The sequence below is a fragment of the Flavobacterium limnophilum genome (genome assembly GCF_027111315.2).
GTDB lineage: Bacteria > Bacteroidota > Bacteroidia > Flavobacteriales > Flavobacteriaceae > Flavobacterium > Flavobacterium limnophilum.
In genome coordinates, this window is sequence record NZ_CP114289.2 from 2,933,557 (window position 1) to 2,948,508 (window position 14,952).

The following is a 14,952-nucleotide window of genomic DNA, read 5'->3' on the forward strand; positions in this document are numbered from 1 at the left end:
TCTAACCCATTCTATGAAATCTATCTTATTCTCGATTCTATTTCTTTTAGTTCCAAAACTTTGTATATCACAGGTCACTTCAAATATCAAAACCATTTATATGGACTCCTTATGGCAAAAAACTTCTGAAGGAAACCATAAATACTACAGGGTAATCAAAGGATATTATTCGGAAAAACAAGATAGTTATCAAATTCAGGATTACTATAAATCAGGCGTTTTGGAAAAGGAAGGAATGTCCAAAAGCAAAGAAGGGAACTCAAGGGAAGGCGAATTTATTTTTTATTATGAAAACGGTGCTAAAAAATCGGTTTCGAATTATACTAAAAACCTCCTGAACGGAAAAGAACTTCGATGGTATGAAAATGGCAAAATAAAACAAGAAGGAGAATATATTACGGATTTAAAAAAAAACCAATCGGAATACAAAGTCAATCAATTTTGGGATAGCAGCGGAATACAAAAAGTAACCGACGGCAATGGTGATTATGAAGAAGTAGGCGAAAAAACCTTTTGCTCCGGAAAAGTAAAAGATGGATTTAAAGATGGTGTTTGGGAAGGTTATGACAAAAAAATTGGATACACTTTTAGCGAAAACTATTCTAATAAAAAATTAGTTTCAGGTGTAAGCATCGATTCAGACAAAGTTTCGCACAATTATAAAATAGTCGAGTTAAAACCAGAAGCCAAAAATGGTATTGAGGATTTTTATAATTATGTAGCCAAAAACTTCAGAATGCCAGAAGTAGAAGGATTAAGAGGGAAAATTTACCTTACCTTTATTATTGATAAAGAAGGGAAAGTAATTCAACCAAAAGTAATCCAAGGCATTGGTTATGGAGCCGATGAAGAAGCCTTGAGAGTTCTTTCTTTATACAAAAATTTTAACCCAAAAGAAATCAGGGGAATAAAAGTGGAATGTCCCTACTCATTACCTATCAGTATTCAAACAGCAGGAGGAAGTAATACAAAAAGCACACCGAGTCCATCTGAAATGATAAAAAACACGAATCGAAATTGGTAATTTATAATCCAAACACCTTTCTAAACCAAAAACCATTCTATGAAATCAATTCTATTTTTTTTATTATTTCTCCTTATTCCCAAAATAGTTTTTTCGCAAGTTTCCGTTACCAACGAATTAATTCTTTCCCCAACCGACAAACTTTTTTATCTGGACTCAACCAACCAAGAAACCAAATCAAAGGATTTCAAATTTTACCGAATAATCAAAGACTACAAATTAGACAAAGAAAGCTACGCTATTCTCGAGTATTACAAATCGGGAGTATTGAAAATGGAAGGAACTTCAAAAACTAAAGAAGCTAATACCAAAGAAGGCGAATTAACCTATTATTACGAAAATGGCAATAAAAAATCGATTTCAAATTACATCAAGGGACGTGTAAATGGCAAAGATTTTGAATGGTATGAAAACGGCAATAAAAAATCGGAAGGCGAATATATCGAAGATGAAAAAAAACGTACAACCCAACATAAAATAAACCAATTTTGGGATGCAAACGGTGCTCAGAAAATTGTTGACGGCAATGGTTTTTTCGAAAACCAAGGAGAAAATGAATCTGAAAAAGGAGCAATCAAAAATGGTTTCAAAGAAGGTCCTTGGGAAGGTTCGTCCACAAAATTTGGCACCAGTTATAAAGAAACGTACCAAGACGGAAAATTAATTTCAGGTACAAGCACTGACAAAAACGGAGAAACCTACCATTATACCGAAGCCGAAGTGCGACCAAACCCTAAAAATGGCATTATGGATTTTTATAAATTCATCGCCAAGAATTACCAAATCCCCAATAGTTTACCCAAAGACGCAAGCGGAAAAATCTACATCACATTTGTGGTGAACAAAGAAGGGAAAATTGTAGAACCCAAAATTCTTAGAGACCTAGGTTACGGCACCGGTCAAGAAGCTGCCCGAATTGTAACAGCTTATGATGGTTTTACACCAGGGGAACAAAGAGGAAGAAAAGTAAGATGTACCTATTCCATACCCATCACTATCCAAGCAAGAAGATAAACCAGCTCGGGGCCAATGTCATTAAGTCAAGGATTGGCCCTCGTCTGTTCGGGTGTTTTATTAAAATGCGACAGCTTTTGTAATAAAATGTATCGAGAACCCTGCCATTATAGGCTTCACGACAGGGCATTCGCTTTTAAAAGTTTTCACCACAAATTCCACAAATTTTCACACACGAGCGAAGCGAACTGACGAAGTAAATTCAAAGTCTGTTTTTGGTATGTTTGAGTTAATTATGCTTTTGTTGGTAGGTTCATTTTTGCGGAAATTTGTGTAATTTGTGGTTAATGAGAATTCTGCTTTTTAAAAGCGAATGCCGTGCCTTCACGACACCATTTTTAATAGTAAAGCTGTCGCATTACCATCAAAAATCACTCAAAGTGAAGACCAAAAGTCTTAACTAAATGACATCGAACTCGGGGCAGCATAAAATTGGCGCTAATTTATGGTCAAGAATTTTAAATGCGAATGCCTTATGCCTTGCCCTAAAGCTTGTTGCACCTCGGCAATGCCATTTCGGCTAAAAAACACTAGTTTCCACATTCTAAAAAATTATTTGCAGTCTGGATGACCCTCGGCTGGGCAGAAAAGCACTCTTTTGGAGCTGGATGACCCTCGGCTGAGCAGAAAAGCACTCTTTTGGGGTTGGATGACCCTCGGCTGGGCAGAAAAGAACTCTTTTGGGGCTGGATGACCCTCGGCTGAGCAGAAAAGAACACTTTTGGGGTTGGAAGCGCTGCTTCTGGGCAGAACTGAATGCTTTTGGGGCTGGAAGCGCTGCTTCTGGGCAGAACTGAACTCTTTTGGAGTTGGAAACTGAGTTTCTGGGCAGAACTGAATGCTTTTGGGGCTGGAAACTGGGTTTCTGGGCAGAACTGAATGCTTTTGATGCTGGAAACTGGGTTTCTGGGCAGAACTGAATGCTTTTGGGGCTGGAAACTGAGTTTCTGGGCAGAACTGAATGCTTTTGGGGCTGGAATGACATTCATCGGGTTAAAAACAATTTCTTGCTTTAGCTCCATAAAAGTACTGATTATGAACCGGGAAACCAAAATCTTCACAGGGCGAGTACGACATTCGTATTCAAAATTTTTGACCACAAATTACACGAATTACCACAAATTTTAAAACGCTATTAGCTTTAATTTACTCCAAGCCATCGAGGCCATCCCCATATAAGCAGTACCGCATTAAAAAAGAATATCAATCCTTTTGATATGTAAGAAATATTTTTAAATTTGTAGTAAGCGAATAAAAATAAAACGCATAAATACAACTAAAAACATACGCATAACATACCCATTTAGTACAAAAAGTGATGATTTTATGCGTGTATAAAGTAGTTAGGCGGCATGCAACAACGACGCAGAGTTCAAACAAATACACGTCTCTAATGATAGTAAAGTGTAATGACTATTTGATAAAGCAATCTATGCTGCACTTCGATTATAAAGGAAAGAAAATAGATATTAAGGAAATTATTTAAAATGGATAATAGAGATTACGACGAAGCCCTTAGCCGAATACTCGGAGCACCAATAGGAGAGTTAGAGAAGTATATTAAGTTAGAAAACGAAAAGAGCGACGAGAAGCCTGTCTTTTATTCTAAACTTCTCGAGTCGGGCAATAATAGGCTAATTCAAGATTGCCTAGACAAACCTGAACAGTGGAAGAAAGCTAAATTATATTGTGAGCGTAAAGCTCGAGGCGGAATTAAATTAGATAGCAACCCTAACAATTTGGAAGCTGTTTTAAAAGACGCCTTGACGGTTGACAAATTTAACTCACCTGCCGTGTTGCGAGGCTATTTCCTTTTGGCTGAAAATAAAAAAGGATTTTACCCCGGAATATTAATGCTGTTTGAAGAGAAAAAAGACATAACAAAGAATTATGTACACAAAGGAGACGCAATTCGTGAGTTCTGCAAAACACAAATAGCAGAACATAGTTTTTGGAAACGTAACGACTACGCAAACGCTAAATGGATAGGAACCGCTCTATTTACTTTATTAAGTATTGTCATTTCATTTTTGAGCTACCAAAAAAAAACTGAAAAACCAGAACCAATAATAATAGAGCATACTTCCCCCATTTCCGTGACAAAACAAGCAACAAGTACGCCTCCTGACAAACATTTCTTGAACGGCCAGACTTCGACAACTTCTTCAATTCCCAGTGACACAAATTTACCACTTGCGACAAAGATTAAATAAGGTCGGAATGCACGACCGCATAACACACGCTACAAGCAATTTGGGTATTTGGCTTAATGGAAAAATAGGTTTGTATTTGAAAAATTAGTCATTAACCGAAAGATTAGGCTTCTTTAATCCACCACATCGCCAAGCGAACAAACATTACGAGAAAGCTTGACCGACCTCGTAAAATATTGAACAAATAAAACTATAAAAATAAAACTTATGGCAAGAATAATTATAACAAACGATATGTCTTTGAAAAATGGTTGGTCAATTTTCTCTCCTGATGGAACGCATTATAAAATTGTAAACGTTGTTGGGGATGATGTTGTGGCAAAATACCAAACAGACAAGGGAAAAATAGAAGAAATAACCATTTCTTTCGATTTAATTGTTGGTGAACAATACGAGTTGGAAATGTGAAAATTTTTAAAAAGAATTAAAACCCGAACGCTCGGATTTTCACTAAACATTTTCCTCAACGGATAGCGTGTGCCCGTAAAGTTGAGCAGACAACACAAGTCAGAGTTATCGTAAAGTTTGGAGAGAGAACAGCAAGTACTCGGCGGTTCGCAAAGAGATGGATTGAGTTCGATGTCAACATTTGGTTCAGGATTAACAGCCTCTTTGTTTCAAAGGTTTCAGGGGAGAAATTAAAAAAAGTCATACTTCATTAGTCATAATCCATAATTATTTTCTATTTTTGCAGCCGTCCTGCAATAGCTGTAGGCCATACATAATAATCATTTAAACAATATTGGAATGTACTTAACTAAAGAAGTTAAAGAAGAAATCTTCGCTAAACACGGAGGAAAAGCAGAAAACACGGGATCTGCAGAAGGACAAATCGCACTATTCACACACAGAATTAGCCACCTTACAGAGCACTTGAAAAAAAATCGTCACGATTACAACACAGAGCGTTCGTTGGTACTATTAGTAGGTAAAAGAAGATCTTTGTTGGATTACTTGAAAAAGAAAGAAATCAACAGATATCGTGAGATCATCAAAGTATTGGGTATTAGAAAATAATCAATATCGAAAAGAGGTGCGAAAGTGCCTCTTTTTTTATTTAAGAATTTAGATTTACAAATTTAGATTTTTAAAAATCAGCAAAGCAATATTAATTTTTGATATTGCTTTTACATTAAAAAAAGTTTGGTTTTTCATTGGGTTTTAGGCATTAACTACGCACAACAACTACAACACTACAACACAACTAAAACCCATTGTTTAACTTATAGAATTAAATTTTATGATTCCACAATTATTTGTAGAAAAAATCGATTTAGGTGATGGCAGAAACATCACAATCGAGACAGGAAGATTGGCCAAACAAGCTGATGGAGCTGTAGTAGTAAGAATTGGTAAAACTGTAATCTTAGGAACAGTTGTATCTTCAAGAAAAGCAAGTCCAGGTATCGACTTTTTACCATTGACGGTAGATTATCGTGAAAAATTTGCAGCAGCAGGACGTTTTCCTGGAGGTTTCTTCAAAAGAGAAGCACGTCCAAGTGATAGCGAAGTGCTAACAATGAGATTGGTTGACCGTGTGTTGCGTCCGCTTTTCCCATCTGATTATCACGCAGAAGTTCAAGTCATGATTCAATTGATGTCTCATGATGATGAAGTTATGCCAGATGCATTGGCAGGATTGGCAGCTTCGGCAGCTCTTGCATTGTCCGACATTCCATTCGAAACTTTAATTTCAGAAGCTAGAGTTGGAAGAATTGACGGTAAATTCATCATCAATCCATCTCGTGCGCAATTAGAATTGTCAGATATTGACATGATGATTGGAGCTTCGACAGATTCTATCGCAATGGTAGAAGGAGAAATGAAAGAAATCTCGGAAGCAGAAATGGTAGAAGCCATTAAATTTGCTCACGAACACATCAAAGTACAAATTGCAGCTCAAGAAAGATTGGCTCAAGCATTTGGGAAAAAAGAAGTTCGTACTTACGAAACTGAAAAAACTGACGATGCCATTTACGCAAAAGTAAAAGCAGCGGCTTATGATAAAATCTACGCAATTGCCAGCAAAGGTTCGGCTAAACACGAGCGTTCTGCAGCATTCGACGCTGTAAAAGAAGAAGTAAAAACCTTGTTTACTGACGAAGAATTGGCAGAAAACGGAGATTTAGTTTCTAAATATTTCTATAAAACCAATAAAGAAGCGGTTCGTAATGTAACGCTAGATTTAGGAACACGTTTGGACGGAAGAAAAACTACCGAGATCAGACCAATCTGGTGTGAAATCGATTATTTACCATCTGTTCACGGATCGGCATTATTTACTCGTGGAGAAACTCAAGCATTGGCAACAGCTACTTTAGGAACTTCCAGAGAAGCAAACCAAATTGATTCCCCATCTGAACAAGGAGAAGAAAAATTCTACTTACACTATAATTTCCCACCATTTTCTACAGGAGAAGCTCGTCCATTGAGAGGAACTTCAAGAAGAGAAGTTGGTCACGGAAACTTGGCACAAAGAGCCTTGAAAAACATGATTCCTGCTGATTGCCCTTATACAATTCGTGTAGTTTCTGAAGTATTAGAATCTAATGGTTCTTCTTCTATGGCTACGGTTTGTGCTGGAACATTATCATTAATGGATGCAGGTATCCAAATGATTCGTCCAGTTTCTGGAATTGCAATGGGATTGATTACTGATGGTGATCGTTTCGCCGTTTTATCAGATATTTTAGGTGACGAAGATCACTTGGGAGACATGGACTTTAAAGTAACTGGAACTACCGAAGGTATTACAGCTTGCCAAATGGACATCAAAATTGACGGACTGAAATACGAGATTATGGAACAAGCTTTGGCGCAAGCTAGAGATGGTCGTTTGCATATTTTGAACATTCTTACTTCAACTTTGGCTGCACCTAAAGCAGATGTTAAAGCGTATGCTCCAAAAATTATTACCAGAACTATTCCTGGTCAATTCATTGGTGCCTTGATTGGACCTGGTGGAAAAGTGATTCAAGAATTACAAAAAGCTACTGGAACAACCATCGTTATCAACGAAGTGGATGAACAAGGAGTTATCGAAATTCTTGGTACAGATCCTGCTGGAATTGAAGCGGTATTGGCTAAAATCCAATCTATCACCTTCAAACCACAAATGGGCGAAGCTTATGAAGTGAAGGTTATCAAAATGCTTGATTTTGGTGCAGTTGTAGAATATACGGCAGCTCCTGGAAACGAAGTATTGCTTCACGTTTCGGAACTAGCTTGGGAACGTACAGAAAACGTTTCGGATGTTGTGAATATGGGCGATGTTTTCCAAGTGAAATATCTTGGTCTTGATCCAAAAACACGCAAAGAAAAAGTATCTAGAAAAGCGCTTTTGCAAAGACCTCCGCGTGAGGAAAGAAAAGAGTAATCAGATCTTAGTTTACTAAAGGTTTAATTCATAGCAAACCCCGTTTCATTCATTTGAAACGGGGTTTTTCAATTTTAAAGCACTTTTTGCAAATTTAAATGTAAAAACAACATTAATTTTATATTTAATTCAAAGAAAAAAAATACCTTTAACCGTATTAACCTTAAAAAATAAATTTCACCATGGCCTTTACAGTTATCCAAAACACAAAAATCAACACTCAAGTTTTTACTTTTTCAAGCCCTGAAACAGTTACGTACCCTGTAGCTCCTTTAGTTTCGGCAAAATTCTACAGTCCGAATGGCGTATTGACGCTAAAAATCAGGGCTACTTTGTATATGAATTCAGACGACATTGTTCCTCCAATAGTTGAAGAACCTACAGAATCAGGGAATACTTTGACGATGAACTACGACTATGATTTCTCTGAAGTTACTCCAGAAACCTGCGATGTGTATTACATAGAAGTAGATTATACTTCAGAAACAGTTGGAGATATTACAAATGTTATGTCTTATATGGTAAATTTAGATCCTGAGACTTCTAGAGGAACAACTACAACAGTGGAAAGATAAAAACTAATATTAAAACTCACATCGTTTAGTTAATCAAGCTGCTAGTTTGAAAAATTAAACGATGTTGTTTTAAAACATACAATTACAGACAACTATGTCAAAAATAAAGTTCCTTTTGAAATGACCAAATTTAAACTGTTTCTAATTTCATTCTATTTAATTATCCCTTCAATTCTGTTTTCACAAGAGCACACTATAAACAAAGTACTCCAGAAAAAGGCTATTGAATATAGAAATGAAATTAACTTCAATAAGGCTCAATATTTTTTCCTAAAACAAGATTGGGATTCTACTCTCATATACTCAATGAAACAATTGAGATCAAACACAAACAGAGAAATAGCCGATTATTGTCATTTTTTTAGAGGATATAGCTTTATCGAAATAAAATTATTTAAAGAAGGTAAATCAGAATTAAATTTAATTTCAAAAAAATTTGCATTTTATCCATTTGTAAATAAGAATTTAGGAGACGCCTCATTAGAATTAAAAGAATTTGAAAAAGCAATTTATTATTTCAAAGAAGTAGAAAAACTACCTATTACAAAGAAACAAGAATACAAAAAAAGTCTTATTTATGATAATTTAGGCATTTCTTATTTACATCTAAATCAATTTCCCCAAGCTGAAGATTACTTTTTTAAAAGCCTTGAACTAAAAGAGAACGAGAAAGACTCAATATCATTAGTTACATTGTATACCAATATTGCCAATTTGTATTATTTACAATACAAAGACCAACAAGCCACTCCTTATTTTAAGAAAGCTTATATACTTTCAAAAAAAGTAAACAACTTTCAATCCAAAAAAAATGCAGCACAAAATATGGCAGTAGTTGAAGAAAACAAAGGAAACTACAAACAAGCTTTAGTGTATAGAAAAGAATCTGAGCAATGGAAAGATTCTCTCAACAACCAAAACAAAGTTTGGGCAGTAGCTGATTTTGAGAAAAAGTTTGCGGTAGCGCAAAAACAAAAACAAATCAAAGTACTTGAAGTAGAAAATAAGCTAAAAAACAGTCAACGAAATTGGTTGTTTTTTTCTGCAATCAGTTTATTATTGTTATTAACAATCGGAATCTATCTTTATGCCCAAAAAGTAAAAAATGCCAAAATCATTCTGCTCCAAAAAAACAAACTCGACGAACTCAATGCCACCAAAGACCAACTTTTTTCTATCGTAAGCCACGATTTGCGTTCCTCGGTAAATGCTTTGAAAACCAGTAACGCTAAACTATCGGCAACACTCGAAACCAAAAATTACGATGAATTGAATCAATTAATCATTCAAAACAGCGGCATTGCCAACGGAGCCTACAGTTTGCTGGACAACCTGTTGCATTGGGCTTTATTGCAAACCAAGCAATTGTATTTTCATAAAGAATCGGTGCATTTGTTTTCTATTGTGCAACAAATAGAATACAATTATAAACCTTTACTTCTTGACAAATCCATTTCTTTTGAGAATTCAGTTTCCAAAAATATTTTTATCTTCGTGGATCTCGATTCGCTGAAAATTGTGCTTCGTAATTTATTGGACAATGCCATCAAATTTTCTAAAGAAAACGGTAAAATCAGTTTTTATACGCAAGAAAACAATCCTGAGTTTTGCCAACTCGTCTTGCAAGACACAGGCTTGGGAATGGACAACGAAACCATCGCAGCCATTTTAAAAGACGATGAATTATTGGCTAAAAAAGGAAAGTCCGAAACCATTGGAACTGGACTCGGAATGCAATTGTGCAAACAAATGATCAAGAAAAATGGTGGCACAATACAAATAGAAAGCGAACTCCACAAAGGAACCAAAATGATATTGACGTTCCCAAAAACAGAACAAAATGGATAATATCAATGTACTGATAATAGAAGACACGCCGGAGCAAAGTGATGCTTTGAGCAAAGTTTTACTTGCCAACAAATACAACATTGTAGGCATTGCCAGAAGTTATACCGAGGCGTTAAAACTTTTTTACGAGCAAACCATTGACATCATAGTCATCGATGTTTTTCTTGACGGAAAACCAGACGGAATTACCTTTGCAGAAACCATCAATATCATTCCAAATGCATCAAAACCATTCGTGTTTTTGACAAGTTCCCAAGACCGTAAAATATTCGAAAGAGCCAAACTCACCAAACCGTTCAGTTTTTTGATGAAACCGTTTAACGAATTGGAAATCCTTTATGCCCTGGAAATGGCTGTCGAAAAATTCTACGAACAAACCAATGTATTTCTCAGTGAAGACCAAAACACCGTCATCAGCAATGATTTTTTGTTCATAAAAAAGAAAAATGCACTAAAGAAAGTTGCCTTGAATGACATTCTTTACATCGAAGTCGAAGAACGCTATTGCAACATCATCACCGAAAAAGAAAAGTTTGTCATCCTGATTTCATTGACCAAAATCAGTGATTTGCTAGACAAAAACAAATTCACGAGAACACACCGCAACACCATAGTCAATACCGATAAAATTGAAGAAATAATCCTTGCAGACAACCTTGTCATCCTAAAAGGAAATCACAAAATAAACCTGAGCGATACCTATAAAGATTTTATAAAAAAAATGAACATCTTGTCTTAATCGAAATTATCAACAAACCAAAACTTACTCAATCTTCTCCATATCGGGAAGATTTTTTTGTTTAGAAAAAAAAACTCAAAATTTCATGACACTAAAAACTTGCTTCATGACAATTTAAATCACGAACAACAAAAAGCAGATTACTTTTGGGATATAATTAAAACAGCCTAATATTATGGTATCAAACACCCCCATAGACATGTTAAAAGCAATCTCTCTTATTCAAAAAACAATAACAAATCCCTACATCGGCGTATTTGTCTCATTATTACTCATCATACCCAGTTTATACATAATCTTGGAAGACATAAGCGTAATCCGAAAAGAATATATTTTTCTTGCCATTGGAATTCCAATATACATCAAATCCTTGAACAAGATATTCGACAACATACTGAATCTTGACAAAGATTTATTTAAATAAAAAATATCAGACCATCCAAAAAAAACAAAAACAGCTGTAAATCAACCTTTAAGATTTGCAGCTGTTTTTTTTGTGTTATTTTTTGAAACAATTGTAACTTTTTTGGAACGCCACACGTATAATAACTTGTACACTTAAAAATTGAGGAGACACAACTATGAGACAACTTAAAATCACCAAGCAGGTAACAAATCGTGAAACTGCATCATTAGACAAGTATTTACAGGAAATTGGGAAGGTGGATCTTATTACCGCAGATGAAGAGGTAGAATTAGCACAAAAGATAAAAGCTGGTGATCAAAGAGCTTTAGAAAAATTAACAAAAGCCAATTTACGTTTCGTGGTTTCTGTGGCCAAACAATACCAAAATCAAGGATTGACACTTCCCGATTTGATTAACGAAGGAAATTTAGGTTTGATAAAAGCTGCGCAACGTTTTGATGAAACTCGTGGTTTCAAATTCATTTCGTATGCCGTGTGGTGGATTCGTCAATCTATTTTGCAAGCCTTGGCCGAACAATCCCGTATTGTTCGTTTGCCATTGAATAAAATTGGTTCTATCAATAAAATCAACAAAATGTATGCTTTGTTGGAGCAATCTAACGAAAGACCCCCAACGGCCGAGGAAATTGCCAAAGAATTGGACATGACCGTAAATGACGTTAGAGAAAGTATGAAAAACTCTGGACGTCACCTTTCGATGGATGCACCATTGGTTGAAGGAGAAGATTCAAACCTTTACGATGTATTGCGTTCTGGTGAATCACCAAATCCAGACAGGGAATTAATTCAAGAATCATTGCGTACAGAAATCGAGCGTTCATTGGAAACATTGACTCCAAGAGAAGCTGATGTAGTTCGTTTGTATTTTGGTCTTGGAGATCAACACCCAATGACACTGGAAGAAATAGGAGAAACTTTTGATCTAACTCGCGAACGTGTACGCCAGATTAAAGAAAAAGCAATCCGTAGATTGAAACATACTTCAAGAAGTAAAATATTAAAAACCTATTTAGGTTAACCCTTCGACTCCGCTCAGGGGGACAAGTAACGACGGTCTGATTAACTGTTCGTTTTTTGATTGATGATTGAAACTCCGGCTGATTACCGGAGTTTTATTTTTTAAGGAAATAAAACTCTCGGTCTATTCGCTTCGCTCAGTTCGACTTTCCAGGGCATTCGCTTTTAAAAAAGAAAAATAAAGTTAGCCACGAATTACACTAATTGCCACTAATTTTTATCAAAATTTAAAATTGAATTACACGAATTTTATCTATTTTTAAGAATTTGTGCAATTAAAAACTAATTGTAATTCGTGTTATTAGTGTAATTCGTGGCGGAAACTTTTAAAAGCGAATGCCCTGTCGACTTTCAGTCTCGAGTCCGGAGTTTTATTTTTTATATTACCTTTGCAAAAAAACAACCTAACTAACAATGAGTAAAAACACAATTATTGCCCCTTCAGTCCTTGCCGCTGATTTTGCCAATTTGCAGCGTGACATCGAAATGATAAATAATTCCGAAGCCGATTGGTTTCATATCGACATTATGGACGGCGTTTTCGTTCCCAATATTTCTTTCGGGATGCCGGTATTGGAAGCCATCGCCAAACACGCCAAAAAAACAATAGACGTCCATTTGATGATTGTCGATCCAGATCGTTACATTAAAACTTTTGCCGATTTGGGTGCCAATATTTTATGCGTGCACTACGAAGCTTGCCCGCATCTTCACCGAACTTTGCAAGCCATCAAAGCCGAAGAAATGAAGGCCGGAGTAGCATTAAACCCACACACCAATGTTGATTTATTAGAAGATATCATCAACGATATTGACATAGTTTTGATTATGAGCGTGAATCCAGGTTTTGGAGGACAATCGTTTATTGAAAACACCTATTCCAAAGTTGAAAAATTGAAAGATTTAATCAATCGTAAAGGCGCCAATACAATTATAGAAATTGATGGTGGCGTAACCAATAAAAACGCAAAACAACTAGTAGAAGCCGGCGCTGATGTTCTTGTGGCTGGAAGTTTTGTTTTCAAAGCCGAAAACCCAACAACAACTATTGCCGATTTGAAGAAATTGACTTCTTTTTAAAATAAGAAAAGCCCCGAAAAATTTTTCGGGGCTTTTCTTATTTATACTGATCTAGTAAATACTTTATCAAATCAGTCGTTGTCACTATTCCCACCAACAATTCACCCAAACAAACTGGTAGGGCATGGAATTCTTTTTTAGACAAGATTTCAGCTGTTTCTCTTATGGTTGTATCAGGAGAAATGGTAACCAACTTTTTGGCCATTACCTGCTCTACGGTAAACATGTTATAAACAGTGGCATCTACAATATCATCATCGTCATCTACCGCATCCACAAATGAGATTCTCAACAAATCAGTATAGCTCAATATTCCAACTATTTTGTTACCATCCACAACCGGAATATGCCTGATTTTGTTCTGCTTGAATAATTTTTCTGCCTTTGTCAAGTTGTCACTAAGATGCAACTTTATCACATTTTTGGTCATTATGGTTGATACCGGCACTTTGTTTTTCATAACATATAACTTTAGATTGCATTCAAAGTTATTTCATAAAAAACCCGAAAAACATGATGTTTATCAGGATGAATTCGTGATTTTTTTGGTATATTATAAAAACTTAAAAATCTTCTTTGAAATTAATCATCGAAGCTACATTTTGATACAACTCAGGATATTTACTTTTAAAAATTTGAGGAGTTTCAAAAAAATGTTCCAAAACTACCGAAATAAACTCGAATTGATTTTCATAAGCATACGCTCTAAAATATCCGTTTTCTGACAAATTTTTATGCAAATATTCATCATTGTAATAGTCAACCACTTTATTGAATTCATCGAAAAAAATAATGGCACTTGGATTATTACTCCTCAAACAATAAAAATGCAATACATGTGAAAATTCATGAAGACCAAGATTCACGTTGTCGTTCGTTGTTTTATGTCCAAGAACAAAATCCTCCCATGAAAAAGCGACCACTTTCATTATGGGATTAAATTCTCCTTTGTGGTATTGCTGGCTTGCAGTAGAAAAATATGTCGATGGATAAATTATTATTGTTTTAAACAAATCAATCAAATAATCCCTCATCCCAAACGTAAGCATTGTATAGGTTCCAGCAATGACAACTCTCATTTCGTCGGTCACCAGCAGTTCTTCCTTGCCTACAAATTGATAATGATTGATAAATTCTTTTACCCGATGTTCAAAATAGATTTTTTTTCGGTCTGACAATTTTTTATAAAATGGAAATTCATTTATTAAAATTTGCTTTTGGTTAATGGTCAACTTTTTGGGAAACAGATAAAAATACAAATACAACGGCTTATTAAAAATCATCATATAAGCTGGTTCGATAATCCTAAAAATAATAACAACAAGAAAGAATGCTCCAAAAAGCAACAAAACAAAGAATTGAAACAGCATATACTTATCCGATTGAGTTTCTTGGCTTAAAAATACTGTTTTAAAAAGAAAATGCTCCAAAAAAACCAAGTAAACTTGACTTTTTTGAAGCATTATTATTTGTGACCTTGACGATACAAAATTCGAATCTTTTATTGGAAGATTTGAAGGTTTTAAATAGTTTATTTTAGAAAAATTCGTCCTTAACTTTATCTCTTATTTTTGTTAGCATATTCAGCATCTTAACCTGTTTGACCGCAAAGTTACAGGGTGGTCATTAAGTTTGGAGT

The 14,952-nt window shown here is 35.3% G+C and carries 14 protein-coding genes; 12 read left to right on the forward strand and 2 right to left on the reverse strand.

Annotation, left to right across the window (positions count from 1 at the left end; translation table 11 throughout):
- Window positions 1-100 precede the first annotated feature (100 nt).
- The 12 genes from OZP13_RS12400 (at window position 101) to rpe (ending at window position 13,313) form a co-directional block, all read left to right on the forward strand.
- On the forward strand, window positions 101-1,024 hold the full coding sequence (locus OZP13_RS12400; protein WP_281297328.1) for an energy transducer TonB: 924 nt from the start codon (window positions 101-103) through the stop codon (window positions 1,022-1,024).
- A 39-nt stretch (window positions 1,025-1,063) separates the two neighbouring features.
- Window positions 1,064-2,038, forward strand: coding sequence for an energy transducer TonB (locus tag OZP13_RS12405; protein WP_281297329.1), 975 nt, complete (start codon window positions 1,064-1,066; stop codon window positions 2,036-2,038).
- A 1,487-nt stretch (window positions 2,039-3,525) separates the two neighbouring features.
- Window positions 3,526-4,251: a hypothetical protein gene (locus tag OZP13_RS12410; RefSeq protein ID WP_281297330.1), complete on the forward strand. Its 726-nt coding sequence runs from the start codon at window positions 3,526-3,528 to the stop codon at window positions 4,249-4,251.
- Between the two features lie 207 nt (window positions 4,252-4,458).
- A complete protein-coding gene (locus tag OZP13_RS12415) occupies window positions 4,459-4,659 on the forward strand; it encodes a hypothetical protein (RefSeq protein WP_269240442.1) in 201 nt (66 codons plus the stop codon).
- Window positions 4,660-4,998: 339 nt separating this feature from the next.
- On the forward strand, window positions 4,999-5,268 hold the full coding sequence (gene rpsO, locus OZP13_RS12420) for a 30S ribosomal protein S15 (RefSeq protein ID WP_073368524.1): 270 nt from the start codon (window positions 4,999-5,001) through the stop codon (window positions 5,266-5,268).
- 223 nt (window positions 5,269-5,491) lie between these two features.
- Window positions 5,492-7,627 (forward strand): polyribonucleotide nucleotidyltransferase, encoded by a 2,136-nt coding sequence (locus OZP13_RS12425; RefSeq protein WP_281297331.1) that lies wholly within the window; start codon window positions 5,492-5,494, stop codon window positions 7,625-7,627.
- Window positions 7,628-7,809: 182 nt separating this feature from the next.
- On the forward strand, window positions 7,810-8,202 hold the full coding sequence (locus tag OZP13_RS12430) for a hypothetical protein (protein ID WP_281297332.1): 393 nt from the start codon (window positions 7,810-7,812) through the stop codon (window positions 8,200-8,202).
- Between the two features lie 306 nt (window positions 8,203-8,508).
- Window positions 8,509-10,050 carry a tetratricopeptide repeat-containing sensor histidine kinase gene (locus OZP13_RS12435; protein ID WP_281297333.1) on the forward strand — a complete coding sequence of 514 codons (1,542 nt, stop codon included), beginning with the start codon at window positions 8,509-8,511 and terminating at the stop codon, window positions 10,048-10,050.
- Entirely contained in the window at window positions 10,043-10,789 is a 747-nt protein-coding gene (locus OZP13_RS12440) for a LytR/AlgR family response regulator transcription factor (protein WP_281297334.1), read from the forward strand. The genes OZP13_RS12435 and OZP13_RS12440 overlap by 8 nt, the downstream gene beginning before the upstream one ends.
- Window positions 10,790-10,964: 175 nt before the next feature.
- Complete coding sequence (locus OZP13_RS12445) at window positions 10,965-11,213, forward strand: hypothetical protein (protein WP_269240449.1); 249 nt, start codon at window positions 10,965-10,967, stop codon at window positions 11,211-11,213.
- Between the two features lie 157 nt (window positions 11,214-11,370).
- Window positions 11,371-12,234, forward strand: coding sequence for a sigma-70 family RNA polymerase sigma factor (locus tag OZP13_RS12450; RefSeq protein ID WP_073368514.1), 864 nt, complete (start codon window positions 11,371-11,373; stop codon window positions 12,232-12,234).
- A gap of 413 nt (window positions 12,235-12,647) precedes the next feature.
- Entirely contained in the window at window positions 12,648-13,313 is a 666-nt protein-coding gene (gene rpe, locus OZP13_RS12455; RefSeq protein WP_281297335.1) for a ribulose-phosphate 3-epimerase, read from the forward strand.
- Window positions 13,314-13,350: 37 nt separating this feature from the next.
- Here the strand turns inward: rpe and OZP13_RS12460 are convergent, their stop codons facing one another.
- Both OZP13_RS12460 and OZP13_RS12465 read right to left on the reverse strand, forming a co-directional pair.
- Window positions 13,351-13,773, reverse strand: a complete 423-nt coding sequence (locus tag OZP13_RS12460; protein ID WP_281297336.1) for a CBS domain-containing protein — start codon at window positions 13,771-13,773, stop codon at window positions 13,351-13,353.
- Window positions 13,774-13,876: 103 nt separating this feature from the next.
- Window positions 13,877-14,491: a zinc-dependent peptidase gene (locus OZP13_RS12465; RefSeq protein ID WP_281297337.1), complete on the reverse strand. Its 615-nt coding sequence runs from the start codon at window positions 14,489-14,491 to the stop codon at window positions 13,877-13,879.
- Between the last annotated feature and the right edge of the window lie 461 nt (window positions 14,492-14,952).

Coding starts and splice junctions, on each gene's coding strand:
- OZP13_RS12445 (WP_269240449.1), top strand. CDS start 10,965: ATGGTATCAAACACCCCCATAGACATGTTAAAAGCAATCTCTCTTATT.
- OZP13_RS12410 (WP_281297330.1), top strand. CDS start 3,526: ATGGATAATAGAGATTACGACGAAGCCCTTAGCCGAATACTCGGAGCA.
- OZP13_RS12405 (WP_281297329.1), top strand. CDS start 1,064: ATGAAATCAATTCTATTTTTTTTATTATTTCTCCTTATTCCCAAAATA.
- OZP13_RS12460 (WP_281297336.1), bottom strand. CDS start 13,773: ATGAAAAACAAAGTGCCGGTATCAACCATAATGACCAAAAATGTGATA.
- rpe (WP_281297335.1), top strand. CDS start 12,648: ATGAGTAAAAACACAATTATTGCCCCTTCAGTCCTTGCCGCTGATTTT.
- OZP13_RS12430 (WP_281297332.1), top strand. CDS start 7,810: ATGGCCTTTACAGTTATCCAAAACACAAAAATCAACACTCAAGTTTTT.
- OZP13_RS12440 (WP_281297334.1), top strand. CDS start 10,043: ATGGATAATATCAATGTACTGATAATAGAAGACACGCCGGAGCAAAGT.
- OZP13_RS12425 (WP_281297331.1), top strand. CDS start 5,492: ATGATTCCACAATTATTTGTAGAAAAAATCGATTTAGGTGATGGCAGA.
- OZP13_RS12400 (WP_281297328.1), top strand. CDS start 101: ATGGACTCCTTATGGCAAAAAACTTCTGAAGGAAACCATAAATACTAC.
- OZP13_RS12450 (WP_073368514.1), top strand. CDS start 11,371: ATGAGACAACTTAAAATCACCAAGCAGGTAACAAATCGTGAAACTGCA.
- OZP13_RS12435 (WP_281297333.1), top strand. CDS start 8,509: ATGAAACAATTGAGATCAAACACAAACAGAGAAATAGCCGATTATTGT.
- rpsO (WP_073368524.1), top strand. CDS start 4,999: ATGTACTTAACTAAAGAAGTTAAAGAAGAAATCTTCGCTAAACACGGA.
- OZP13_RS12415 (WP_269240442.1), top strand. CDS start 4,459: ATGGCAAGAATAATTATAACAAACGATATGTCTTTGAAAAATGGTTGG.